Below are 25953 nucleotides of genomic sequence, written 5' to 3'. Positions count from 1 at the left end.
TAACGGACTTGCCCGACCTATATTTTTGTAATTCTCCAATTTACCCGTAATTCCGGTTTTTAGCGTGAGAACATGAGTTATTTTTCCCACAACTAATGTAATGAGAGAACTTGAATAGTTTGTGATCCAGTTAAATCAAAATTACCAAAAAACATTCTAATTATGGCAACTAAGTTAGTAGGCTTTGCCTCTTTACCCGCTGATACCTTTAGTGATGGCCCAGCTTCTGGTAAGGAAATCTCAGCCAATGGCAGAACGGGGCCTTTCCCAGGACAGCCAATTCAAGGCTTCAGTGGTGTACAATTCGCTAACAATAACTCTTTTTATTTCCTGTCAGACAATGGTTACGGTAGCAAAGATAATAGTGCAGATTTTCTACTGCGAATCAATCGTCTAGACCCGAATTTTAAGGGAACAGAGAATGGAGATGGTAGTGTTAAAGTTTTAGATTACATTCAACTGTCTGACCCTAACAATAAAGTTCCTTTCAAAATTGTGAATGAGGGAACTACTGGAAGATTACTGACTGGTGCAGACTTTGATGTAGAGTCATTCGTCTTTGATAAAAACGGGACAATCTGGGTTGGAGACGAGTTTGGCCCCTACCTGCTACATTTTGATGCCACTGGTAAGTTATTAGAGGCTCCCATTGCTACACCTGACCAATTCAAGACTCTAAATGGAGAAGCACCTAAAGTTATTGGTCATAGAGGTGCAGCTGGCTATCGTCCAGAACATACTTTAGAGTCTTATAAGCAAGGAATTGAAAGAGGTGCTGACTTCATTGAGCCTGACTTGGTAGTTACAAAAGATGGCGTGTTAATTGCTCGCCATGAGCCGGCTTTAGCAGTTTTGAACGCTGATGGCACTGTCAATTTCAACAACACAACCACAAATGTTTACAAACATCCAGAGTTTGCCGATCGCAAGAAAACAGTAAGTTTAGATGGAAACACAATTACAGGTTGGTTTGCTGAAGACTTCACTTTAGCTGAAATCAAGACTTTACGTGCAGAAGAACGTCTACCTTTCCGCGATCATTCTTTCGATGATCAATTTGAAATTCCTACCCTCACGGAAATCATCAATCTAGTTAAGAATGTAGAAGCGACAACAGGTAAAAAGATTGGTATCTATCCTGAAACTAAGCACCCGACATACTTAGCTCAAGAAGCTACCTATGTAGGCACGACAAATAAAATTAACCGAAACATTAGTCAGCTACTAATCGATACACTCAAGGCAAATAACTTCACTGATCCTAGTCGGATCTTCATCCAATCCTTTGAAGTGGGTAATCTCAAACAGCTGCATGATAGCATTATGCCTGCGGCAGGCGTGAATATTCCACTTATCCAACTTCTAGATGCAAGTGACATTGACATCAACGGTAAAATCATAGAAAGTCAGCCTTATGACCTGAAGGTTAGTGGTGACACTCGCACCTATGGCGACTTACGAACTCCAAAAGGCTTGACTGAAGTTGCCACCTATGCTGATGGCATTGGTCCTTGGAAGCGGATGATTGTTAGCGTCAAAGGTACTGATGCCAATGGTGATGGCAAAGCTGATGATGTGAATGGAGACGGGGTAGTAAATGAGGCTGATGAGACAACGTTACCTCCCACTACCTTAATTCAAGATGCTCACAACGCAGGTTTGCAGGTTCACCCTTACACCTTCCGTGCAGAAAATCAATACTTAGCAGCAGATTACAAAGGCAAGCTAGCACTAGAAATTCAGCAGTTCTATCAATTAGGGGTAGATGCGCTATTTACAGACTTTCCAGATATTGGCGATAAAGTACGAGATCAACTCAGAGATGATCCTCAGTATAATGTGGTGCGATCGCCACAAAACCCCGATGTACTCTCAGGAGATGCTTTTGCTAACTTGGGTAGTTCTAAAGGTTTTGAGGGTGGAGCAATCAACGCCAGCAAAACTAAGCTCTACCTACTGCTAGAGGGGACTGTTCAGGGCAATACTCCTGGCGCTTTGCGGATTAACGAATTTGACATTGCTAGCCACAAATACAGTGATCAACCACGCTACTACAAACTGGAAAATCCCTCAAATTCGATTGGGGATTTAGCAGTTATTAATGATAATGAGTACTTAGTCATTGAACGGGATAACAATCAAGGGGCTGCGGCTAAATTCAAGAAAATCTACAAAGTAGACCTGTCTAAAACAGATTCTAATGGCTATGTAGCTAAAGAAGAAGTTGCAGACTTGTTAAACATCCAAGACCCCAACGACCTGAATGGGGACGGTAAGACCACCTTCAACTTCCCATTCCAAACCATTGAAAATGTTCTGGTTGTTGACAAAAACACCATTTTGGTAGCTAATGACAACAATTATCCCTTCTCTACAGGTCGTCCTGGCAATGATCCTCAGCATCCAGTAATAGACAACAATGAAATTCTACTGCTGAAGTTGGAAAAGCCCCTTAACCTTGCTCCTGGTTTAGGTCAACCTGAAGCTGAAAAAATTAATTTTGGCTCCACTAGCAGCAATGATATTACCGTTGAGCCAAATCAAACCTTACTCACAGGTGACGGAGCAGACTTTGTAGAGGGTACTAAAAGTAACACAATTGTGACTGGCAAAGGTGATGACACAGTGGTGGTCGGTGATGACTCCTCAGTGTCCACGGGAGACGGTAACGATCAAGTTTTAATTGGCGCAAATGGCCCTGCTAACAACACTAGTGCTAATGGTGGTGCTGGTAATGACCAAGTTACCGTAGTGGAAGCCAATGGTAGTAATAATCTATTTGGGGCAGCAGGTAATGATACTTTGACAGTAGTTGAAGGTACTGGTCAACTGTCCTTTGGTGGCTCAGGTAACGACACCCTCAAAAGTCAAGGTAGCAATAACCGTCTATATGGTGGTTCTGGCGATGACAAACTCTTCTCTAGTGTCAATGACTCCCTATTTGGTGGCGATGGTGATGATGTGTTATTTGCTGGTCAAGGGGGTGGCGATCGCCTGAGTGGTGGTGCTGGTGCTGACCAATTCTGGATTGCTAACGCCAGTCTGCCAACTAGCAAGAACATTGTGACTGATTTTGCGATCGGCATTGATAAAATTGGGCTTGGTGGTATTGGTGTCACTCAGTTTAGTGCCCTGACACTATTGCAACAGGGTAGTAACACCTTAGTGAAAACCGGAAATACAGAGTTGGCTTCATTAGTTGGAATTATATCAACTAGCCTGACTGCAAATGATTTCGTTTTTTCTGCTAGTGTCGTTTAACCGAAAGATGATTACAGCTTAGATTCAACATTCATTCATTAGTTAACCTGTTGCGATTTTGCTAATGCATGGGAATGGTATAGCAATCATATTTGATTTGCTCTCCACCGAAAGGCTCAGATCCCCGACTTCTTGAAGAAGTCGGGGATCTTTTTATTCGTAAGGAACCTTCTGCTTTTTGTCCAAAATTTTAACTTGCTTATAACCTTCCTTAAACATTGAACAACTATCTTTTGAGCCAGTGACCAGAGTTATATTCATTTAATTGTCTCCACCAATTTATGTGGACACTAAATCTTTTGTCAGGAAATACTACTCAGGTTTTTGTAGTCAAGAATTTTTCGCTTGGGTTGAGTGTAATTAATCGCTCATACAGACACACAATTGCTGTGATTAATCGTAGCTTACAATACTTAAGGAGTAGTCGGTATGGCTGATACAAAGGGCAACGGTAGAAATGTCATTATTTTTGTTGCAGATGGATTGCGTAACGGTTCTGTAAACCCCACTGATACCCCAACTTTATATAGTGTCCGTCAGCAGGGAGTAAGTTTTGCCAATAGTCATTCGCTGTTTCCCACATTTACCACCCCGAATGCTTCTGCGATCGCAACGGGGCATTATCTCGGTGATACAGGTGACTTTAGTAACACTGTCTACACTGGTTTTCCTAGTCCCAATGCCAATGGTAGCGTCACGCCATTCATTGAAAATGATTCTGTTCTGGGGGATATTGACGAAAAGTTTCCCGGTAACAACTTTTTAGATGAAGAGTCACTCCTAGCTTATGCGCGATCGCAGGGTTTCAACACAGCAGCAGTTGGTAAATTAGGCCCCGTTGCCATCCAAGATGTTACACAAGTTAACCGAGAAGGTGGTACTACAGGTACTATTCCTACTCCGAAGACAATAATTATTGATGACAGCACAAATGGTGCAACACCACCTATTACAGCCGCTGGTTCACCTTCTGCTGTTCCACTTGCTCCAGATATTGTTAATCGCTTACAAGCCGCTGGTCTAGATGTAAAACCGACATTGCGAGTCCAGCCAGCTGGTAACAATACAACTCCTGGCACCCTGAATGCCAATGTGGCTCAACAACAATACTTTGCAGATGCCACTACTAAAGTAATTTTACCCAAGTTTAAGGAAGAAGGTAAACCATTCGCATTGGTGTACTGGTCAAGAGATCCCGATGGTACTCAACACAATCAGGGTGATAGCTTAAATACCTTGACACCAGGTATCAATGGTGCTACTTCAAAAGCTGGGGTCAAAAATGCTGATGATAATTTAAAGCAACTTCTTGACTATCTCAAAAGTACAGGCTTGGACAAGACTACTGATGTCTTTATTACTTCCGACCACGGTTTTTCTACCATCAGTAAACAAGTTATTGATAGCCAAGGCACAAAAACAACAAGTTATGCTGCCACTCAAACATACGCCGGTGTAAATCAGGGGTTTCTACCAGCAGGCTTTGTTGCGATTGATTTGGCTCATGATCTAGGTCTACCCCTATACGATCCTAACCCTACGACCCTCCCCCCAGACCTGAAGCACATCCAGTATGCGACTGTTGATGCCACACAAGGTCAACGTCCTATTTCTGGGAATGGTGTAATTGGTGGTACAGGTCAGGTAATTAATGGCCAACTTGACTCAGGCACAAAGATAGTTGTAGCTGCGAATGGGGGATCTGACCTAATTTATCTACCTAATGGCAATGCTGACCTAGCCAAACAGGTAGTGAATTTGCTCTCGCAAAAAGACTACATCAGTGGTATTTTTGTAGACGACGCCTATGGAACTATTCCAGGTGCTTTACCACTGAGTGCGATCGGGCTAAAAGGTGATGCTCAAACACCAGTTCCATCTATTGTGATCAATTTCAAAACCTTTAGCACAGACCCAAATAACCCAAACAACCCTCAAGCTCAGGTAGAAATTGCTGACACAACTTTGCAGCAAGGGCAGGGGATGCATGGCAGCTTTGGTCGAGGTGACACCTTCAATAACATGGAGGCTATTGGCCCTGACTTTAAACAAGGCTATGTAGACTATGCACCCGTCAGTAATGCTGATGTAACGCCTACACTTGCTAGTATTCTAGGGTTAAAAATTCCCACTAATGGCGATTTGAAAGGTCGTGCCATAACAGAAGCACTGGTGGGAGGCCCGGATGTAGTTCCCTCCACTAAAGAAGTCTTAACTTCGGAAAAAACTACTAATGGTCAAGCAACTATTCTGGATTCTCAAAGTGTAGGTAATACTCAGTACTTTACAGCAGCAGGGTTTGCTGGTCGCACTGTTGGACTAACAACACTAGATATTCAATTTGGTTCTACCACTAGTAATGATGTTACCCTCAAGCCAAATCAAACTTTATTCACAGGTGACGGAGCAGACTTTGTAGAAGGTACTAAGGGTAACACAATCCAGACTGGAAGGGGTGAAGATACGGTGCTGGTTGGCAGTGACTCTTCAGTGTCCACAGGGGATGGTAATGATAATATCTTTGTTGGTCAAAATGGTGCTGCTAGCAACACGAGTGTCGATGGTGGCAATGGTGATGACCAAGTTACCGTAATTGAAGCCAGTGGTAGTAATAATTTGTTCGGAGGCGCAGGTGCTGATACTCTCACAGTAGTTGAAGGTTCGCATCAATTATCTTTCGGTGGCTCAGGTAACGACACCCTCAAGAGTCAAGGTAGCAATAACCGTCTCTACGGTGGTGATGGTGATGATAAACTCTTCTCTGGTGTCAATGATTTTCTGTTTGGTGGCGATGGTGATGATGTGCTATTTGCTGGTCAAGGGGGTGGCGATCGCCTCAGTGGCGGTGCTGGTGCTGATCAATTCTGGATTGCTAACGCCAATCTGCAAACTAGCAAGAACATTATTACTGACTTTACAGTCGGGATTGATAAAATCGGGCTTGGCGGTGTTGGCGTCACTCAGTTTAGTGCTTTAACCTTATTGCAACAGGGTAGTACCACTCTGGTGAAAACCGGAAATACAGAGTTGGTTTCATTGCTGGGAATTACCTCAACTAGCCTGACTGCAAATGACTTCGTTTTCTCTGCTAGCGTCGTACCTTAGTCTAAACGCCAGTAGTGCAGCGTAGCAGCTTAACTATCTAGTTGAAACAACGGTTTTCAATTGCGTAGACTACAGCAAATAGTTCGTGATTGTAGGGTGGGCATTGTAATGCCCACCCTACAATCATTTCGCTGGTCATAGAGTCCAACCTACCTCCGAAGAGATGCCATTACTTACTTATCGACCAATATGCTTAGATTAGTGCTAAAAAACTTCAGCACTTACACAAAAATTCTCTGAAACTCTTAATACTCCCATTGCAAACCATCTCTAAAGTTTAATTTTCAATGAAGATATATTGAAAATAACTATGATTTTGAGGAAATAGGTGAGAATAAGAGAACTAAATCTTGGAGTCAGTGCCCTTTCATACAAACATTGTAAGATTGCAGCATAATTTGTTGTGAAATTAGTCTTTAAATATAATTTAAAAGCTAAAAATGTTGCTATATATACTAAATAAAAATACCAGTAATTAAACATATAAAAGCTTTAACATCCTTGCGTGATGTTGCAGCTATATTAATTGTCATACATCATTATGTTGGTTACCTCATACCTAATTTAGGAAAATAACAATATCATCTTAAATACACTAAAATTTTCGTAACTTATTTATCCAGACCAATATTATACTCTATTTTATATGATTCACTAGTTTATCCAAAAATTTATATCGTTAATATACAAAAGTATCTTTAATGTGAATTTTAAAACACACTTTAATATTTATCAGGAATTATTCATTCTTGTTTTGTATATTGTAAAGTCTTAACTGCATCCCTAACCCATAAATTTATTGAGTTAAAAATGTAGGAATACTTAAAAACTACACGGATTGCAAAAAGATATATTTTTTGCGGAAATTAAATATGGAATCAATAACTAATTCATTAGCTCAAAATGAAAGTGAATTGTTGGCAAATGAGTATCAAGCCTCATCATCAGAAAATAACTTAGAACGAGATAATTTAATATTACCTATCTTGAAATACTCTGACAAAGACCAGCTAATCGAGTGGAATCAGACTCAAACTGATTATCCTCACCAAGCGTGTATTCATCAATTGTTTGAAGCACAAGTAGAGAAAACACCTAATGCTGTAGCACTAATCTTTAATAATCAGCATCTCACCTATAGAGATTTGAATAGTCGTGCTAATCAACTAGCGCAATATCTGCAATCGCTAGGAGTGGGAACAGAAACTCTTGTAGGAATCTGCATAGAGCGCTCTTTAGAAATGGTTGTAGCACTTTTAGCTATCCTCAAAGCAGGTGGAGCTTATGTGCCATTAGAACCAGGGTATCCCCAAGAACGTTTAGCTTTCATGCTGTCAGATACTCAAGTATCAGTACTATTAACTCAAAAAGAACTAGTTGCTAAATTACCTACTCATACAGCATTTGTAATTTGCCTAAATGCAGATTGGAATGCGTTGGCAAAACCCACCATACCCCTATGGGAAAGCAAGCTAGGCGTAGCGCACGCACCAGAAGGTATCGCCCAAAATAAAAATGAGAACCTAAGCACTAGCATCACTGCTGACAACTTGGCTTATGTCATGTATACCTCAGGTTCTACAGGTACACCCAAAGGTGTTAGCGTTATCCATCGTGGTGTAGTTAGGTTAGTCAAAGAAACTAATTATGTTCAACTAACGGCTGAAGAAATAATTCTTCAACTTGCTCCTATTTCCTTCGACGCTTCAACTTTTGAAATTTGGGGTTGCTTACTTAATGGTGGGCGACTAGTAATTTGCCCTCCTAATATACCATCTTTAGAAGAATTAGGGCAGATTATTCAACAATATCAAGTTACTACTCTTTGGCTGACAGCCGGCTTATTCCATCTCATAGTAGATGAAAAAATTGATGCTTTAAAATCTTTGCGTCAACTTTTAGCAGGTGGTGATGTTTTATCTGTTCCCCATGTGCAGAAGTTTCTCCAAACAGTAGAGAAATGTCAGCTAATTAATGGTTATGGCCCAACTGAGAATACAACTTTTACCTGCTGCCATACTATAACAGCACCACTGCAACCAGGTGTCTCTATTCCTATTGGTCACCCAATTGCTAATACCCAAGTTTATATATTAGATCACAACCTCCAAGCAGTATCAATTGGAGAAACTGGCGAATTGTACATTGGTGGTGATGGATTAGCTAGAGATTATTTGAACCGTCCCGACTTGACTGCCGAAAAATTTATTTCTCACTCCTTTGATAGGAATTTAGCAACGCGCCTTTATAAAACTGGAGATTTAGCTCGTTATCTTCCAGATGGCAATATCGAGTTCTTAGGTCGAATTGACAATCAGGTAAAAATTCGCGGTTTCCGAATTGAACTAGGGGAAATTGAGCGGGAGATTGCACAACATCCTGATGTTCGGGAAATTGTCGTTTTAGCCCGCCAGGATAAAACAGGTGAAAAACAGTTGACAGCTTATATTGTTCCTCACTATAACAGTACATACATATATAAGAAGTTGCGTAATTTTTTACAGCAGCGACTACCTAATTACATGGTGCCATCAGCGTTTGTGATCTTAGAATCATTGCCTTTAACTGCAAATGGCAAAGTAGATAGACATAAATTGCCAGCACCAAGTAGAGAACGTCCGCAACTGGAACAAGCCTACATTGCTCCCCAAACCGATTTAGAGCATTTGCTTGCAGGTATTTTGTCTGAACTGCTCAAAATTGATCGCGTTGGGATTGATGATAATTTCTTTGATTTGGGAGGAACTTCAATCTCAATTCTGCAAGTTGCTATGCGGTTGCAACAGGAGCTTGGTATTGAGCTACCTACTGTGAAGCTATTTCAGTATTCAACGATTGGCTCTTTAGCAAAGTATTTGCATTCAAACCAGAACAGCCAACCGTCTCATGACAAGCTGCAAAATCGTGCCCAACGCCAACAAGCAGCTCGGACTCGTCGCCGTAATCATCAACAAGGTGTTTAAGCAATGGTAAATATGCAAGCATCCGATAACCAAGATCCTATTGATGGTGTTGCCATTATTGGCATGGTAGGAAGATTTCCCGGCGCTGGAAATGTCGATGAGTTTTGGCGCAATCTGTGTCAGGGATTAGAGTCAACGACTTTTTTTGAAGATGAGGAGCTAGATTCTAGTATTGACCCGAACCTTTGCAAAGATCCTAGTTACGTAAAAGCTAGAGGAATCATTCCTGGGGGGGAAACCTTTGATGCTGCCTTCTTTGGCATTAATCCGCTAGAAGCTGTGGTTATGGACCCACAGGCTAGAGTTTTCCTAGAGTTGGTTCATGAAGCTCTAGAAAATGCTGGTTATGAATCAGAGTCTTTCGATGGTTTGATTGGTTTGTACGCTGGTTGTGGTCAAAATACTTATTTTGCTAACCACATTTCTGGTCGTATGGAAATTGTCGATCGCATTGGCGAGTTCCAGACAATGTTAGCAAATGAAAAAGACTTTTTGACCACTCGTGCTGCTTACAAGCTCAACCTCAAGGGCCCCGCTGTCAGCGTTAATACGGCTTGCTCTACTTCTTTAGTAGCAATTATTCAGGCTTGTCAAGCCTTAAACAGCTATCAGTGCGATATGGCTCTAGCCGGTGGTGTATCTATGACTACACCCCAAAATAGCGGTTATGTAGCTCAAGAAGGCAGTATGCTGTCTGGGGATGGGCATTGTCGTCCCTTTGATGCCAGCGCTCAGGGCACAATGTTTAACAATGGGGCAGGATTGGTTGTCCTCAAGCGTTTAGAAGATGCCCTTAATCAAGGCGATCGCATCTATGCCGTAATTCGGGGTTCTGGTATCAATAATGACGGCGCTGATAAGGTGAGCTTTACGGCTCCCAGTGTAGACGGACAAGCAGAGGCGATTGCAATGGCGCAAGCTGATGCTAATTTTCACCCGGAAACCATCTCTTATATTGAAGCTCACGGTACAGCTACACCTTTAGGCGACCCCATTGAAATTGAAGCGCTGACGCAAGCATTTCGTGTGCATACAAACGCGAAACAATTTTGTGCGATCGGCTCTGTTAAAGGCAATGTCGGACATTTAGTTGCGGCGGCTGGGGTAGCAGGGTTAATTAAAACCGCTCTCGCCCTACATTATAAAAAGATTCCACCTAGCTTAAATTTTGAGGCTCCCAATCCCAAGATTGACTTTGCCAACAGCCCTTTCTATGTCAATACCAAACTAGCTGAATGGTCAGAAGGTGAAACTTTACGACGAGCCGGTGTGAGTTCTTTTGGTGTCGGCGGGACTAATGCTCATATTGTGCTAGAAGAAGCGCCACAAATCCAAAATTCGGGATCTTCTCGCCCACAGCAGCTATTGTTGCTCTCGGCAAAAACTAGTAAAGCTTTGGAGGCTGCAACAGCAAATTTGCAGCAACATTTACAATACAATGCCGAAATTAACTTAGCCGATGTAGCTTATACCCTACAGCGAGGGCGCAAAGCCTTAAACTATCGACGTAGTGTAGTTTGTCACGATATAACAGATGCGATCGCAGCCCTACAATCTTTAGATCCAAATCAAGTAAATACCCGTAATACAGAAATCCGCAATCCAGCCGTTGTTTTCATGTTCCCCGGACAAGGATCGCAATATGTGAACATGGGACTGAATCTCTACAACCGCGAACCTGTGTTTCAGGAGGTAGTAGATGAATGTGCTCAAATCCTTAAACCCTTGTTGGGCAGGGATTTACGAGAAATCATGTATCCTGCACCGAGCGATAGCGAAACTACGGCTACCTTCCTGCGGCAAACCTGTTTTACCCAACCAGCATTATTCATCATTGAATACGCTTTAGCGCAACTGTGGCAAAGTTGGGGAGTCAAGCCCCAAGCCATGATTGGTCACAGTATTGGCGAATTTGTCGCCGCCTGTATTGCAGGTGTATTTACCTTAGAAGATGCGCTGATGTTGGTTGCAAATCGCGGTCGCTTAATGTGGGAATTACCAGAAGGGGCTATGCTCTCAGTGCGCCTACCAGCCAAAGAAGTAGAGCCACGATTGAGCGCAGAACTAGCGATCGCAGCAATTAATGGCCCTTCCCTGTGTGTCGTTTCTGGCCCCACAGAGGCGATCGCGGCTCTGCAAAAACAATTTGAAAGCGAAGAAGTTGTCTGTCGTAATTTACACACTTCCCACGCTTTCCACTCTCCAATGATGGATAGTATTATTGCCCCATTTGCTGAGGTAGTTGGGAAGGTTAAATTATCACCTCCCCAAATTGCCTTTGTTTCCACAGTTACTGCCGACTGGATTACAGCCCAGCAAGCAACCGATCCGATGTATTGGGCTACACATCTACGCCAGACTGTGCGATTTGCCGAGGGCGTACAAACCCTATGGCAGCAGCCAGAACGCCTATTGTTGGAAGTGGGGCCACGAATCACAACCACGACTCTAGCCCGGCAACAAGCAAAAGATATTAAACAACAGATAGCGATCGCTTCTTTGGGTGATAACGCCCAGAACGAAGCCGAATGGACGGCATTACTCAAGGCAGTAGGACAACTGTGGCTAGCGGGAGTATCTATTGACTGGAGCAACTTCTATCAAAGGGAAACGCGACAACGAATTTCTCTGCCTACCTATCCCTTTGAACGCCAACGCTTCTGGATTGATCCTCCATCTCATCCCAATCGTGCAGCAACTGCTAAACTTCCAAATCGCCAGTCATTAGAAAAGACCCAAACTATGAAAACATACCCTCAGCAAAAGCTCATTCCTCTGCTAAAAGAAATTATCGAAGAAACCTCAGGATTGGAAATTGCTAATGTTGACGACTCAACAACGTTTTTAGAAATGGGATTAGATTCTTTGTCTCTGACTCAAGTGGGGCTAGCGTTGAAGAAAAAATTTCAAGTCAAGGTCACACTTAGGCAGTTACTAGAAATTTACCCCAATTTAGGAACGCTGGCTGACTTTATCAATCCAGCCTTGTCTGCCGAAACTCTATCCGCATTAGGATTAATAGAAACCGTTGCAGAATCCACTCCAGAAGTACAATTACCAGCACCTGCAACCACATCACCCCCTTTGGTAATGCATGAAGTTCATCCAAATGGATCTGCACCTGAGATTTCTCTCCAACCTGCTGCATCCAGTTTCCTCGAAAATGTGATTAATCAGCAGCTCCAAATCATGACTCAGCAATTGGCGCTATTGGGTAACAACAGTCAACCTGTAACAATCCCAGTTGTACCTGCGGCGACACCTCAAAATAATACTGTCAAGCCACAAAACGCTGTATCTATCCCCCCAACCCAAACGAGCAAAGAATCACTTCCATCGGTAGACACTGAGACGAATGGTGCTAAAAAGGCATTTGGTGCAGCAGCTCGAATTGAAAAGACCCAGACTAAAACTCTGACAGCGCACCAACGAACTCATCTAGACAAAATTATCCAAAGATATACACAACGGACTAAAAAATCCAAAGAATATACTCAATCCCATCGCCCTTATCTGGCAGACCCAAGAACTGTTTCTGGGTTTAACCCGACCATGAAAGAGATGGTTTACCCCATCGTAGCGTCTCGTTCATCGGGCTCTAAACTTTGGGACGTTGATGGTAATGAATATGTTGATTTAAGCAATGGCTTTGGCTTGAATTTGTTTGGTTGGTCGCCACCTTTCATTACCGAAGCAATTGAAGCACAACTGAAACTCGGTATGGAAATTGGCCCCCAGACTCCCTTAGTTGGAGAAGTGGCGCGACTGATGTGTGAGTTGACCAACTTTGACCGAGCAGCCTTTTGTAACACAGGTTCAGAAGCAGTTCTGGGAGCGATGCGGATGGCACGCACAATCACAGGGCGTAACTTAATCGCCATCTTTTCTGGAGCTTATCACGGTATTTTGGATGAAGTAATTGTTCGGGGGACAAAGAAACTCCGGTCAATTCCTGCTGCTCCCGGTATCCCACCGGAAATGGTAGAGAACATCTTGGTACTAGACTATGATTCGCCTGAGTCCCTAGAAATCCTCAAAAATCGGGCTGATGAGTTAGCAGGAGTAATGGTTGAATCTGTGCAAAGCCGTCGCCCTGAATACCAGCCCAAGGAATTCCTCCAGCAATTGCGTGATTTTACGGAGGAAGCTGGTATTGCCCTGATTTTTGATGAAATCGTTACCGGATTCAGAATTCATCCGGGTGGCGCTCAAGCGCATTTTGGTATCAAAGCTGATATAGCAACCTACGGCAAGATTGTGGGCGGTGGACTACCAATTGGAGTCATTGCTGGCAAATCGCAATATATGGATGCTTTAGATGGTGGGTTTTGGCAGTTTGGGGATGACTCAGTTCCAGAGGTAGGCGTGACTTACTTTGCTGGTACTTTCGTCCGCCATCCTTTAGCACTAGCAGCAGCCAAAGCAGTGCTTCAGCATTTGCTCCATTGTGGTCCTAGCTTGCAGCAAAATCTTAATGCAAGAACCAATAAGTTTGTAGCGGAACTTATGGGGTATTTCCAGCAAGTTCAGGCTCCGTTTACAGCCTATAATTTCGGCTCCCTGTTCATGGTGAAGTCTGCACCAGAGTTTCCCTACGGAGATTTGCTATTTTACTTGCTGCGGGATAAGGGAGTGCATACTTGGGATCATCGTCCTTGCTTCTTGACGACAGCCCATTCCGAAGCCGATCTGGCTTTCGTAATGGCAGCCTTTAAAGAAAGTATTACCGAAATGCAGTCTGCCGGCTTCTTGTCTGCACCGCCCATAGAAGTAACAAATTGCGATCGCCACAATGGAGTAGAACGCAATCGTCCTCCACAACCTGATGCCAGATTAGGACGAGATCCCCAAGGGAACCCCGCTTGGTATATCCCCGATACCGAGCGACCTGGGAAATATTTACAAGTCGCAAGTGTTTCCTGAAATAGTTTTTTGAGCTAAGTAGGCAAGTATAAATAATAGTAATTTGAAGGTATTTTATGAGTTCATCTCCGATAATTTTGCAGCCCAGCTTGACGTTTCCTGAACGTATTATTGAGGTGGATACGCTAGGCTTTAAAGAGAAGTTTAACCATTCTCCATTTATGTTCTCCCATAATCTCATAGGGCATCCTTTATTTGAGCTTCCTCGTCTGGTTGATCTGGCAAATAACCTCTTTACTAAAGGACAACTTTTTTGTTGTAAAAACGGCAACTCTCCTGGGATTAAATGGGAGCAATTACCAAGGAAAAAACAAATTATAGAAGCGATATTAAACATTCAAAAATCAAATTCTTTTATAATGTTTAAGAGCGCCCATGTTGACCCAAACTATAAGGCTTTACTAGAGAAAACCTTGATTGAACTTGAAGAGCTTACAACTGTTCCTTTACATCGAGAGATTACCTGGTCAATAGCTACCATTATTGTTTCTTCTCCTCACTCAATCACCCCCTACCATATTGACCATGATTGTAATTTCTTATTTCAAATACATGGTGACAAGGATGTCCATCTGTTCAATCAAAATGATCGCTCTGTGTTGACAGAGGAAGAGATTGAGAATTTCTATTTAGGGCATATCTCATCAGCGAATTACCGAGAGGAGAACCAGAACAAGGCAAGTGTGAACCACTTAGTTCCAGGAAAAGGAGTTCACCATCCAGTACTAGCCCCACACTGGGTTAAAAATAGAGATAATTACTCTGTTTCCCTAAGTATTAACTTTTGTTTGAAGACGTGCGATTTACAAGCCAAAATTTATCAGGTTAATTATTATCTCCGAAAACTAGGTATGCTGCCAACTCCTCCAGGCCAGTCTGCATTACGAGATAGAACCAAAATTCTTGCTGTCGAAATGTTCTCTAAACGAAAGCCAGAAAATCATGATGAAGTGCTTCGCTCCGGTATAAAAAGAATTACTGCCCCAGCAAAACTTTTCCAAGAGGTCGTGAGGTCACTAAAGCGATAATCATCTGTCGTAATTATTAAAAATAAAGCATACACCAGATTAAAATTAGGTTTTTCGATATGTCACTAACTAAATCATCCACGAATAAGCAGAATTCGATCAAGTCATTAGCCGAGAAACCTTCTAATCGCACCACTGAGGCTGACGATTTGCACTTCTACTCCAGTTTTAAAAAGCTCATTGATCCGATTAAATTCACCCAAAGGATGGCAGATAAAATACAGAAGTTTGTTACGAAGATAGTGATAAATATCCCTATTGTTTCAGATTACTATTACTACTACTGGTATTTTTTCCGTCATCTATCATATCGCGGGGTTTTCAATACCTATTCTGAAGCTTTGAAAGCCCTTCCTTCGGGTTCTCGCATTAGCCACAGCCAGCCTGAAATTCACAATCATCGCTCAGTAGCACAGTTAACTACTAGACGCGAGTTAGGTAAGCTTGATCTTATTGACTATCCAATGGTCTTTTGGCTCAAGTCAGCCTTCAATGATAGTTCAACCGTTTTTGACCTTGGTGGTAATGTAGGTGTCAGCTATTATGCTTGCCGTAAGTATCTCCAATACCCTAGTAATCTTCGCTGGTTGGTGTGCGAACTCCCAGAGCTAATTATCGCAGGAGAGAAGTTGGCCAGAGAGATTGACAGTCCAGGTTTGTCCTTTACAAGGGATTTTGCTAAGGCGGAGGGGATGGATATTCTTCTGACGGTTGGCACTTTGCAATATCTAGAAGTATCACTAGCTGATATTTTAGGAGAACTTAAAGTAAAGCCAAAGCATATCTTAATCAATCATACACCGTTTTATGAAGGCGAATCTTTTATAACATTGCAAAATATTGGCTATGCTTTCAGTCCATATAAAATTCAGAACCGGATTCAGTTTCTTGCTTCTCTTACTTCAATTGGCTATGAATTAATCGATAGTTGGAAATTAAATCGTACCTGTTCTATTCCATTTCATCCTGACCGATTTGTACATAATTATTATGGTTTTTATTTACGGCTCATTGAGTAAAAGTTGATGATATCAATTCTCTAAAAAATAATTATTATGGTTTTAATGAGCATTACCCACCAAAACCATAATTTGGGAAATAATGTTTAGTATACTTTTATTTCAAAAATCAGATATTATATTATGTCCGGTTAATTAGTTATAATTACCACATCTGTGCCAAAACTGGAAACCCCTGTTTTTCCTGCTCCCTGCGGTCTTCATGATAAGTCTTTAAGCGGACATAATATCAATCGCATACAACCATAAAAATTATCATTAAAATATCTATTTGTTCGTATTTATAATATCATTAAATGCCAAAAATATAATGTATAACCAAATCAATTCGCTCACTTCTCTGCGCGGTATTGCAGCTTTGGTTGTTGTACACCATTTCTCCTATTACACTTTGCCCAAAACTGGCTCCACTTTATCAGTATATAGCGATTTTTTTCAAAATGGATATTTGTGGGTTGATTTTTTCTTTATTCTGAGTGGTTTTATCATGACCCACGTTTATATTGGAGATTTTTCATTAAGAGTTAATTCATCTAACTATCACTCATATTTATTCTCGCGTTTTGCCAGAATTTATCTTCTCCATATATTTGTTTTATTTCTATTTTTTGGATTAGAAATTGTAAAGCTATTCTTAATAAATAATTCTGCTTTCACTGGTAAATTTAACTTAACTGCCCTTTTTGCTAATATTTTTATTCTCCAAGCATTCGACCTAAGTTGCCCACCTTTATTGTGGTGTAATACTTATTGGAATGAACCAGCTTGGTCAATTAGCGTAGAGTTTGTTATTTACTGTATATTTCCATTTTTATTACTTTTCTTATTAAAAAATAGCGAAAGAAATGATTTTATAATTTATATTTTTACTCTCTTTAGTATATTACTACTAATCGCTTTTACCCGTGGGAATTTAGATAGTATTATTGGCATACCTTCGATAGCTAGATGCGCTAAAGTGTGTATTTAGTATTATAATTTGCAAAATTTATTGTAGAGGTAATTACAAAAAGTATTTCAATCTTAATTTCCTAACAATTTTAGCTATAACTTGGATAATTCAAATTATGAATTACTACTGAAATCATTTGCGTAGCCTTCATGATTGGCTAATTTGACCAGCTTTTTCTCTACTGGTTTTAGCTGTATCTGTCAACAATAATGATGTGATATCAAAAATTTTAAATTCCCGGTTAATGCTATATTTAGGTACTATATTTTATTCGATTTATATGGTTAATTGGTTTCAAGAACTGTTAAAAACATTTTGGATTTATAAATTTCACCATGTTTTTGGCAAAAGCTTCACAGAATATGAAGTCTTGACATCTCTAGGAGTATTTCTTATGATCATCATATTGGATGCATCATTGACATATAAATTTGTAGAAGTTTCTATGCGTAATTATTTAAAGTCTACAATTTTCGCTAAACAATGAATTGAACGCCAGTAGTTTGTCAAGAAAGATTTAAATTTAACCACATTGAATAAACTGAGAAAATAATAGAGTTTTATGAGCTTATCACCTGTAGATTCCCAATCCAGATTAACTGCGGTTGATTTTGATCCATTTGCAGATGGAGAATTACTTTTAACCGCCCCTGCCACAGAATCACAAAAAGAAATTTGGGCTTCTGTGCAAATGGGGGATGCTGCCAATTGTGCTTATAACGAGTCCCAATCTCTGCGATTAAGAGGTGAACTTGATGTCAAAGTTTTCCAGTCTGCGGTGGAAAAGTTAGTACAACGTCATGAAGCACTACGGACAACTTTTAGCACAAATGGCAATATACTCTGCATTATTGCTTCTCGGGAAATTGAAATCCCAATTATTGATCTTTCTTGCCTGGAACTACAGGATCAACAGGAAAAATTAGCTAGTATCTTGCGACAAGAGGTAGAGCAACCTTTTGATTTGGAACATGGCCCTCTATTTCGGGCAAAAATTGTCAAATTGCAGCTGCAAGAACATCTAGCTATTTTGACAGCCCATCATATTATTTGTGATGGTTGGTCTTGGGCAGTGCTGATGCCAGATTTGGGTAAACTTTATTCTGGCTTGCAACAGGGTATTGTTCCTGAATTAGAAGAACCAGACCACTTAAGTGAATATGCGACTTTACAGGAAGAAGAGGCGGATAGTCCAGAAGCGATCGCCACAGAAAAATACTGGTTGAAACAATTCGCTGACTCTGTACCTGTACTAGATTTCCCCAGCGATCGCCCCCGTCCACCACTCAGAACCTTTAACGCCGCCCGTGAAGATTGGCATTTAAACTCCGAACTAGTTGCCAACCTTAAACAACTAGGGACAAAACTCGGTTGTAGCTTTATGACTACTATCCTGGGAGGATTTGAGGTTTGGCTACACCGGATGACAGGACAAAACGACTTAGTTGTTGGTATTCCAGCCGCCGGACAAGCTGCTTTGGGGCAATATAATCTCGTAGGTCACTGTGTAAATTTACTACCCTTGCGTAGCCAGATTAATAGCGAAAAATCTTTCAGCGACTACTTGCAAACGCGGCGATCGGCTGTGTTAGATGCCTATGACCATCAACAATTTACCTTTGGCAGCCTGGTCAAAAAATTAGTATTACCACGGGATTCTAGCCGCATTCCCTTAGTACCAATTATATTTAATGTCGATCAAGCTCTAGACAGCGATCAACTTCCCTTTATCGACTTGGAGGTAGAATTTTTCTCCAATCCACGCGCATTCGAGAATTTTGAACTGTTTATCAATGCTACAGAATTGCGTGATGAACTGATCCTGGAATGTCAGTACAACACTAATTTATTTGACGCTGACACTATCCGCCGCCGGATGGCAGAGTTTGAAACTTTATTATTAGGCATAGTTGCTAACCCTAATCAAAGTATTGCTAAATTGCCAATTTTGCCAGCAGTTGAGCAACAGTTATTAGCAACATGGAACAATACTCAAACAGCTTATCCCCAAGATATCTGCATTCACCAGCTGTTTGAAACTCAAGTGGAGAAAACTCCAGACGCGATCGCTGTAGTTTTTGAAGAAGAACTTATTAGCTATCGCGAACTGAATCTACGAGCCAATCAGCTAGCCCATTATCTCCAAAGCTTAGGAGTCGGTTCAGAAGTTCTAGTTGGCCTGTGTGTCGAGCGCAGCTTGGAAATGGTTGTAGGAGTTTTAGGCATTCTCAAAGCCGGAGGAGCCTATGTACCGTTAGATTATGCTTATCCTCAAGAACGTTTAGCTTTCATGTTGCAAGATGCTCAGGTGTCAGTGCTACTAACGCAGGAGAAGCTAAAGTCGGGGTTACCCAACCATCAAGCAGAGATTATTTGCCTTGATACCAATTGGCAGTCCATAGATTATGAGTTGGATAACCCAACACATAACATCACTTCCAATAACTTAGCCTACGTAATCTATACATCTGGCTCGACAGGTCAACCGAAAGGCGTTCAAATTCAACATCAGAGTGCTGTTAATCTCCTGAATGCGATCGCTCAAGAACCCGGTTTAACTGCTGAGGATACTCTCCTCTCTGTTACTAGCCTATCCTTTGATATTGCCGTTTCAGAAATTTTTCTACCCCTGTCTGTAGGTGCGAAGTTGGTGTTGGTGAGCCGTGAAGTTGCGGCTGATGGTACTCAACTGTTAAAAGCGCTAACCACCTCCGGGGCAACCTTTATGCAACCTACACCAGTTACTTGGCGGTTATTACTGGCAGCCGGATGGCAAGGTAGTCCTCAACTTAAGATGATTTCCACAGGCGAAGCCTTACCTAGAGAGTTCGCAAATCAATTATTACCGAAGGGAGCTTGTCTGTGGAACCTCTACGGGCCTACAGAAACAACGATTTGGTCAACAGGCTACAAGGTGACAACGGCAAATAAAGCAATAGGCATTGGTTGCCCTCTAGCTAATACGCAAATCTACATTTTAGACTCCCATTTACAACCCGTTCCCATTGGTATATCAGGTGAGTTGTATATTGGTGGCGAAGGACTAGCAAGGGGATATCTAAATCGTCCCGAACTGACTGCTGAGAGATTTATTTCTAATCCCTTCAGCCCAAACCCTAAATCGCGCTTATACAAAACTGGAGATTTAGCTCGCTATTTACCAGATGGACATATTGAATACTTGGGTCGGATCGACTATCAAATAAAATTGCGTGGTTTCCGCATAGAATTGGGTGAAATTGAAACTGCACTCCTGCAACATCCAGGAGTAAAAGAAGGCGTTGTAATTGTTCGAGAAGACACTTCTAATGAGAATAATTTAGTAGGTTATATTGTTGCCGAAACTGGTCAAGATAGCTTGCAAGTGATTTCGCAGTTGCGTCGATTCTTGAAACAACAGCTTCCTGATTTTATGGTGCCAACGATCTTTATGGCACTAGAAGCTATGCCGTTAACCCCCAATGGCAAAGTTGATCGCAAGGCATTGCCAAAGCCCGATGCTTCCCGCCCGGAACTGGAGGCAAATTATGTAGCGCCTCGCACTCCCATTGAGCAGCAGATTACAGATATCTGGACGCAGGTTCTTAATGTTAAGCGGGTTGGGATTTATGACAACTTTTTTGAATTGGGTGGATATTCTTTAGTAGGAATTCAAGTGGTTTCTCGAGTCCGCCAAGCCTTGCAAGTAGAAATTCTAATGTCCAATTTATTTGAATTACCAACGGTAGCAGATTTGGCTGAACGAGTGGAGACTCTGCGTTGGGCAACCCAAGGTATTCAGGCGGCTGAGGGTGAAACATCTGATGATTACGAGGAAGGTGAGCTATGAAAACATTAGATGAACTACTATCTGAGCTACGTCAGCGTGATGTCAAACTTTGGCTAGAGGGCGAAAGCTTACGCTATCGGGCGGCAAAAGACAGTCTCACGCCGGAATTGCTGACCGAGTTAAAAACTCAAAAAGCTGAAATCATCAACTTTCTGCGACAAATTACTACAGCCGCCAGTTCACAGATTCCCTCAATTGTCGCTTGTGAACGGAATGGCAACTTGCCGCTTTCCTTTGGTCAGCAACGGTTATGGTTCCTCCATCAGTTTGAACCTGATAGTTCCTCAAATAATATGCCTGTTGTGGTGCGTTTTACGGGGAATCTCAATGTTGCTGTCTTAGAAGAAAGTTTGAAAGAAGTCGTCCGCCGCCATGAAGTCCTGCGGACAACTTTTCCAGCAGTGAATGGAAAGCCCACTCAAGTCATCGCCACCGATGTTTCCTTGACGCTGCCAATAATTGACTTGCAGCAAGTACCAGATGAACAACGGGAGGCGGAAGCTCACTTACTGGCAATTAAAGAAGCTCATCAACCCTTTGATTTAGCTAAGGGGCCGATTTTGCGGGTGTTACTGCTGAAGTTAAGCGATCGCGAGCATCTGCTGATCTGGAATATGCACTGCATAGTTTGTGATGGAGCTTCGTCCGATCTGTTCTATCAAGACCTCACTACCATCTATAAAGCATTGTCGGCGGGGAAGGCTTCTCCTTTACCTCCCTTAGCTGTGCAGTATGCTGATTTTACCAATTGGCAATATCAATGGCTCCAGGGAGAGGTTTTAGAGTCACAGGTAAACTACTGGAAACAAAAGCTAGAAGGTAATTTACCTATTATTGAGCTACCTTACGATCATCCCCGTCCTTACGGTGTGCAAACCTATCGAGGCGATCGCGCTGCCCTGCTGCTATCAAAGGCGCTGAATCATGCCCTGACAGACCTGAGTCAAAAGTGGGGAGTTACCCTCTTCATGACTCTACTGACAGTGTTTGAGCTATTGCTCTACCGTTATTCTGGACAAGAAGACCTACTCATTAGCTTTGCAAGTGCAGGTCGGGGACAAGTTGAAACCGAGGGGTTGATTGGATTTTTTTCTAATACTCTTGTACTGCGGAGTAACTTTGCTCTTAACCCAACTTTCCGAGAATTGTTAGACCGAGTGCGTAAGGATTGCTTACAAGCTTATACCCATCAAGACCTACCCTTTGAGAGACTAATTGAAGAACTTAGACCAGAACAACAAAGCCGGAACCGTTCGCCTTTATTTCAGGTAAAGTTCTCCCTCAATCCTCCTTGGTCGAATGGTCGTGGTATGGCATCAGTGGAACTACCTGATTTGACTATCACTTCTCTATTTGGCTACATCTATCATGGTAAAACCAAATACGATCTGATATTAGTCTTGCGGGAACAGGATAATGGTCTGGGCATGGTATTTGATTACAATGCCGAGATGTTTGATGCCAGTACCATAGAGCGGATGTTGGGACACTTCAAAACTTTACTCGAAGGTATTGTCGCTAATCCCGATCAGCCGATTGCTGAATTACCCTTGTTGACAGCAGGTGAAGAACATCAATTGTTGGTTGATTGGAACGGCAATCAGGCTGATTATCCCCAGAATACTTGTATCCATCAGTGGTTTGAAAATCAAGTCAAGCAAACTCCAAATAATATTGCAGTAAGTTTTGAAAATCAGCAATTAACCTATCAAGAACTCAACCACCGTGCAAATCAACTAGCCCACTATTTGCAAACTCTAGGGGTAGGATCAGGGGTACTCGTCGGTCTTTATATAGAGCCTTCCTTAGAGATGATTGTGGGGCTGTTGGGTATTTTGAAAGTTGGGGGAACTTACGTATCCATAGCTCTGACATCTGGGCAAGATGGTCTGGCTTTCATTTTAGAAGATGCCCAAATATCCTTAGTATTAACCCAAAGCTCATTAATTGAGAAGCTCTCTGAGCATCAGGCACAAGTTATCTGTTTGGATAGTGATTGGGAAGTTATCGCTCTACACGCTACTGAAAATACAGGCTATTATACCACAGAGCAGACTCTCGCCTGTGTGATGTATGTGTCCGGTTACAATGGAAAACCCAACGGTATAGGCATTACCCACCGTAATCTTGTCACCCACAGCTTGGCAATTTGCGAAACTTGGGAGTTGACCCAGAGCGATCGCCTACTACTGATATCTAGGATCACAACTGATACTTTCATTGAATCACTGTTCCCCAGTTGGATTACTGGTGCTACCACAATTCTCCAGTCTCAAGAGCTACAAAACTCGGCGGCGCAGTTTTTCCCATTCATTGCTCAACAAAAGATTACCCTTGTTAATATACCTACTTCTTTTTGGTATGAGTTAGTTAAAGAGCCATCTGTGTCTTTACAAACCTTGCCAGCCATCTTGCGCTTAGTCATGGTTGGTGGTGAAAAAGTTTCACGTAATGCTTATTTAACTTGGGTAGAAAAAGTTGGCAAGCAAGTACGCTGGCTTAATGCCTATGGATCACTAGAAACAACTTTAACCGCCACGGTTTACGATCCGGAAACTGCCACTGAAGCCAGTAACACTCGTTCAGAAATTCCCATAGGAAAAGCGATCGCCAATACCCAAATTTACATTCTTGATCGGCGATCGCAACCCCTGCCAATTGGCGTTACTGGCGAAATCTACATTAGCGGTATCGGTGTTGCACAAGGCTACTTTAACCGTCCAGACTTAACATCTGAGAAATTTATCCCTAACCCCTTTAGCAGCGAATCTGGGGCATACCTTTACAGAAGTGGCGACTTAGGACGCTACTTAAGTGACGGCAATATTGAGTTTCTGGGCCGCCTAGACAATCAGGTAAAAATTTCCGGTTTTCGCATTGAGTTGGCTGAAATTGAAACAATTTTGGGTCAATATCCAGGTGTGCAAAAAACTGTGGTGATTACTAAAAAAGATGTTCCTGGAGATAAACATTTAGTTGCTTATCTTGTTCCCAAACAAGGAGAGACTTTAGGGAGTGAGCAAGTGCTGAGTTTTCTCCAGCAAAAGCTGCCTGAGCATTTGTTGCCTTCTGCCTTTGTCATAGTAGATTCTCTGCCATTGAATGCTAATGGCCAAGTTGATCGCAAAGCATTATCTGCGCTTAATCCAACTAATTCTAAAATAGAAAAAATATTTGCCACAGCAGAAAATCCATTACAACTTCAATTAACAGAAATCTGGGAAAATATTTTAGGAATTCATCCGATTGGAATAACAGATAATTTTTTTGATTTGGGTGGACACTCACTGCTGGCAGTACGTCTGTTTTCTTATATTGAAAAGATAGTGGGCAAAAATCTACCTCTATCTATCCTCTTGCAAGCCCCAACTATTGAGCAATTAGCTAATATTGTTGAGCAAGAAAGATGCTCAAAACCTGGGGTTGCAGCGACGGCAACAGCTGATCTAAAGTCTGAAACATCAATTCCTTGGTCATCTTTGGTAGCTATTCAACCCAACGGTTCTAAGCCTCCTTTCTTCTGTGTACATGGTTTGGGTGGAGAAGTTCTACGTTTCCGTGAATTGGCATTGCATTTAGGATCAGATCAACCATTTTATGGACTACAGCCACAAGGGTTAGATGGAAAACAGCTTCCTTATACCCGGATTGAAGACATGGCAGCGCACTACATTCAACAAATCCAGACTATTCAGCCCCATGAGCCTTATTTTATCGGTGGATACTCCTCTGGGGGTATAATTGCTTATGAGATGGCTCGGCAATTGGTTATGCAAGGTAAGAAAGTAGCTTTGCTAGTTTTATTTGATACTTACGGTTCTAGAAAAAGCGAATCTGTGCCCTTGCAAAAGCCAGCCTCTCGCCATTGGAAGAGTCTTTTAGCAATTGCATCTAACTATGTTATTAAGCAGGTAGAAAGAAATAGAGAGCGGCTTAAGTATCAGATCAAAGAGATGATCTGGCGGTTTGTCTTTCAGTTTCACCTGACTTTTGGACGCCCCTTAGCTTACTCCTACCGGAAATTTATGGTACAAGAGGCCACCATACAAGCGCTAAGAAAATATGTTCTACAAGTTTACTCAGGTCGAGCAACCGTATTCCGAACAGAAGATGGTCTTGTAATTGCCCAACAGGAGGCTGATCCCAAAATGGGTTGGAGTGAATTGGCATTAGGGGGAGTGGATATCTATGATATTTCTGGGATTCATAATTCCATTTTTAAAGAACCCCATATACAATCTGTGTCCGAAAAAATCAAAGCTTGCATAGATCAAACTATTGCAAAAACCTAAATATTTCTAGACTTATAGGAAATGTAATTCAGGCACAAAGATTATAACATTTTGCTTCTCACCTTTGAATCCTGAATTATGCTGTAGTTAAAGCTTTGCAACCTCATCTCGCTTGCGGGATGGGGTTGTTTTATTCACGAGTAATATAGCGGTTCTCGTTTGCATCAAGTACTACTTTTTAAACCTCATCCCCAACCCCTCTTTGTGAGTTGGGAGAGGGTAATGTTTGCATGCCTCAAATACGGGGTGAGGTTCAGAATGTATTGCATCGAAGTGAGAACCGCTATAATTTCCACTGACACCTTGATATATATGTAAATGCGATCGCTAATCAAGCCTTTGCATAAATCCTAAACTGGCTTTCACCTAGTGTATTTACTGAAAGCTCACTATAAATTTGATTAATAATATACATTTGATGCCCGATGCGATTATTAATAGTAATGCCAATAATGATCCGAAGGTTTACTTTGCATTCTTGGGTGCTATAGCCCTACGCAAATACGTTAGGACATTGTTTGAATGCGGCATCGACACAATCACGAAAGCGATTAAATTCATGCCAACGTTGCCGCATCCAA

The 25953-nt window shown here is 41.8% G+C and carries 9 protein-coding genes; all 9 read left to right on the top strand.

Going from position 1 to position 25953, the window contains the following annotated elements; genetic code table 11:
* Positions 1–159: 159 nt before the first annotated feature.
* The 9 genes from V7K40_RS01485 (at position 160) to V7K40_RS01445 (ending at position 25372) form a co-directional block, all read left to right on the top strand.
* Entirely contained in the window at positions 160–3261 is a 3102-nt protein-coding gene (locus V7K40_RS01485) for an esterase-like activity of phytase family protein (RefSeq protein ID WP_334956086.1), read from the top strand.
* 429 nt (positions 3262–3690) lie between these two features.
* Positions 3691–6366, top strand: coding sequence for an alkaline phosphatase family protein (locus tag V7K40_RS01480; RefSeq protein WP_334956053.1), 2676 nt, complete (start codon positions 3691–3693; stop codon positions 6364–6366).
* A gap of 872 nt (positions 6367–7238) precedes the next feature.
* A complete protein-coding gene (locus V7K40_RS01475; RefSeq protein WP_334956052.1) occupies positions 7239–9329 on the top strand; it encodes a non-ribosomal peptide synthetase in 2091 nt (696 codons plus the stop codon).
* A 12-nt stretch (positions 9330–9341) separates the two neighbouring features.
* A complete protein-coding gene (locus V7K40_RS01470; RefSeq protein WP_334956051.1) occupies positions 9342–14252 on the top strand; it encodes an aminotransferase class III-fold pyridoxal phosphate-dependent enzyme in 4911 nt (1636 codons plus the stop codon).
* A gap of 56 nt (positions 14253–14308) precedes the next feature.
* Positions 14309–15280: a hypothetical protein gene (locus V7K40_RS01465; protein WP_334956050.1), complete on the top strand. Its 972-nt coding sequence runs from the start codon at positions 14309–14311 to the stop codon at positions 15278–15280.
* Positions 15281–15339: 59 nt separating this feature from the next.
* Entirely contained in the window at positions 15340–16299 is a 960-nt protein-coding gene (locus V7K40_RS01460; protein WP_334956049.1) for a TIGR04325 family methyltransferase, read from the top strand.
* A gap of 310 nt (positions 16300–16609) precedes the next feature.
* Entirely contained in the window at positions 16610–17269 is a 660-nt protein-coding gene (locus V7K40_RS01455; protein WP_334956048.1) for an acyltransferase, read from the top strand.
* Positions 17270–17813: 544 nt separating this feature from the next.
* Entirely contained in the window at positions 17814–21080 is a 3267-nt protein-coding gene (locus tag V7K40_RS01450; protein ID WP_334956047.1) for an amino acid adenylation domain-containing protein, read from the top strand.
* On the top strand, positions 21077–25372 hold the full coding sequence (locus V7K40_RS01445) for an amino acid adenylation domain-containing protein (protein WP_334956046.1): 4296 nt from the start codon (positions 21077–21079) through the stop codon (positions 25370–25372). Before V7K40_RS01450 ends, V7K40_RS01445 begins: the two co-directional genes overlap by 4 nt.
* Positions 25373–25953 lie beyond the last annotated feature (581 nt).

Origin of the sequence: Nostoc sp. (assembly GCF_036917195.1) — a bacterium.
In the GTDB taxonomy this organism is placed as follows: Bacteria; Cyanobacteriota; Cyanobacteriia; order Cyanobacteriales; family Nostocaceae; genus Nostoc.
Note: the sequence above shows the minus strand (reverse complement) of the source record. Positions and strands in the feature narration are given on the sequence as shown.

Bases quoted from the DNA above. Each gene is read 5' to 3' on its own strand.
- V7K40_RS01475 (WP_334956052.1), top strand. From the start codon at position 7,239: ATGGAATCAATAACTAATTCATTAGCTCAAAATGAAAGTGAATTGTTG.
- V7K40_RS01450 (WP_334956047.1), top strand. From the start codon at position 17,814: ATGAGCTTATCACCTGTAGATTCCCAATCCAGATTAACTGCGGTTGAT.
- V7K40_RS01465 (WP_334956050.1), top strand. From the start codon at position 14,309: ATGAGTTCATCTCCGATAATTTTGCAGCCCAGCTTGACGTTTCCTGAA.
- V7K40_RS01445 (WP_334956046.1), top strand. From the start codon at position 21,077: ATGAAAACATTAGATGAACTACTATCTGAGCTACGTCAGCGTGATGTC.
- V7K40_RS01470 (WP_334956051.1), top strand. From the start codon at position 9,342: ATGCAAGCATCCGATAACCAAGATCCTATTGATGGTGTTGCCATTATT.
- V7K40_RS01455 (WP_334956048.1), top strand. From the start codon at position 16,610: ATGTATAACCAAATCAATTCGCTCACTTCTCTGCGCGGTATTGCAGCT.
- V7K40_RS01480 (WP_334956053.1), top strand. From the start codon at position 3,691: ATGGCTGATACAAAGGGCAACGGTAGAAATGTCATTATTTTTGTTGCA.
- V7K40_RS01460 (WP_334956049.1), top strand. From the start codon at position 15,340: ATGTCACTAACTAAATCATCCACGAATAAGCAGAATTCGATCAAGTCA.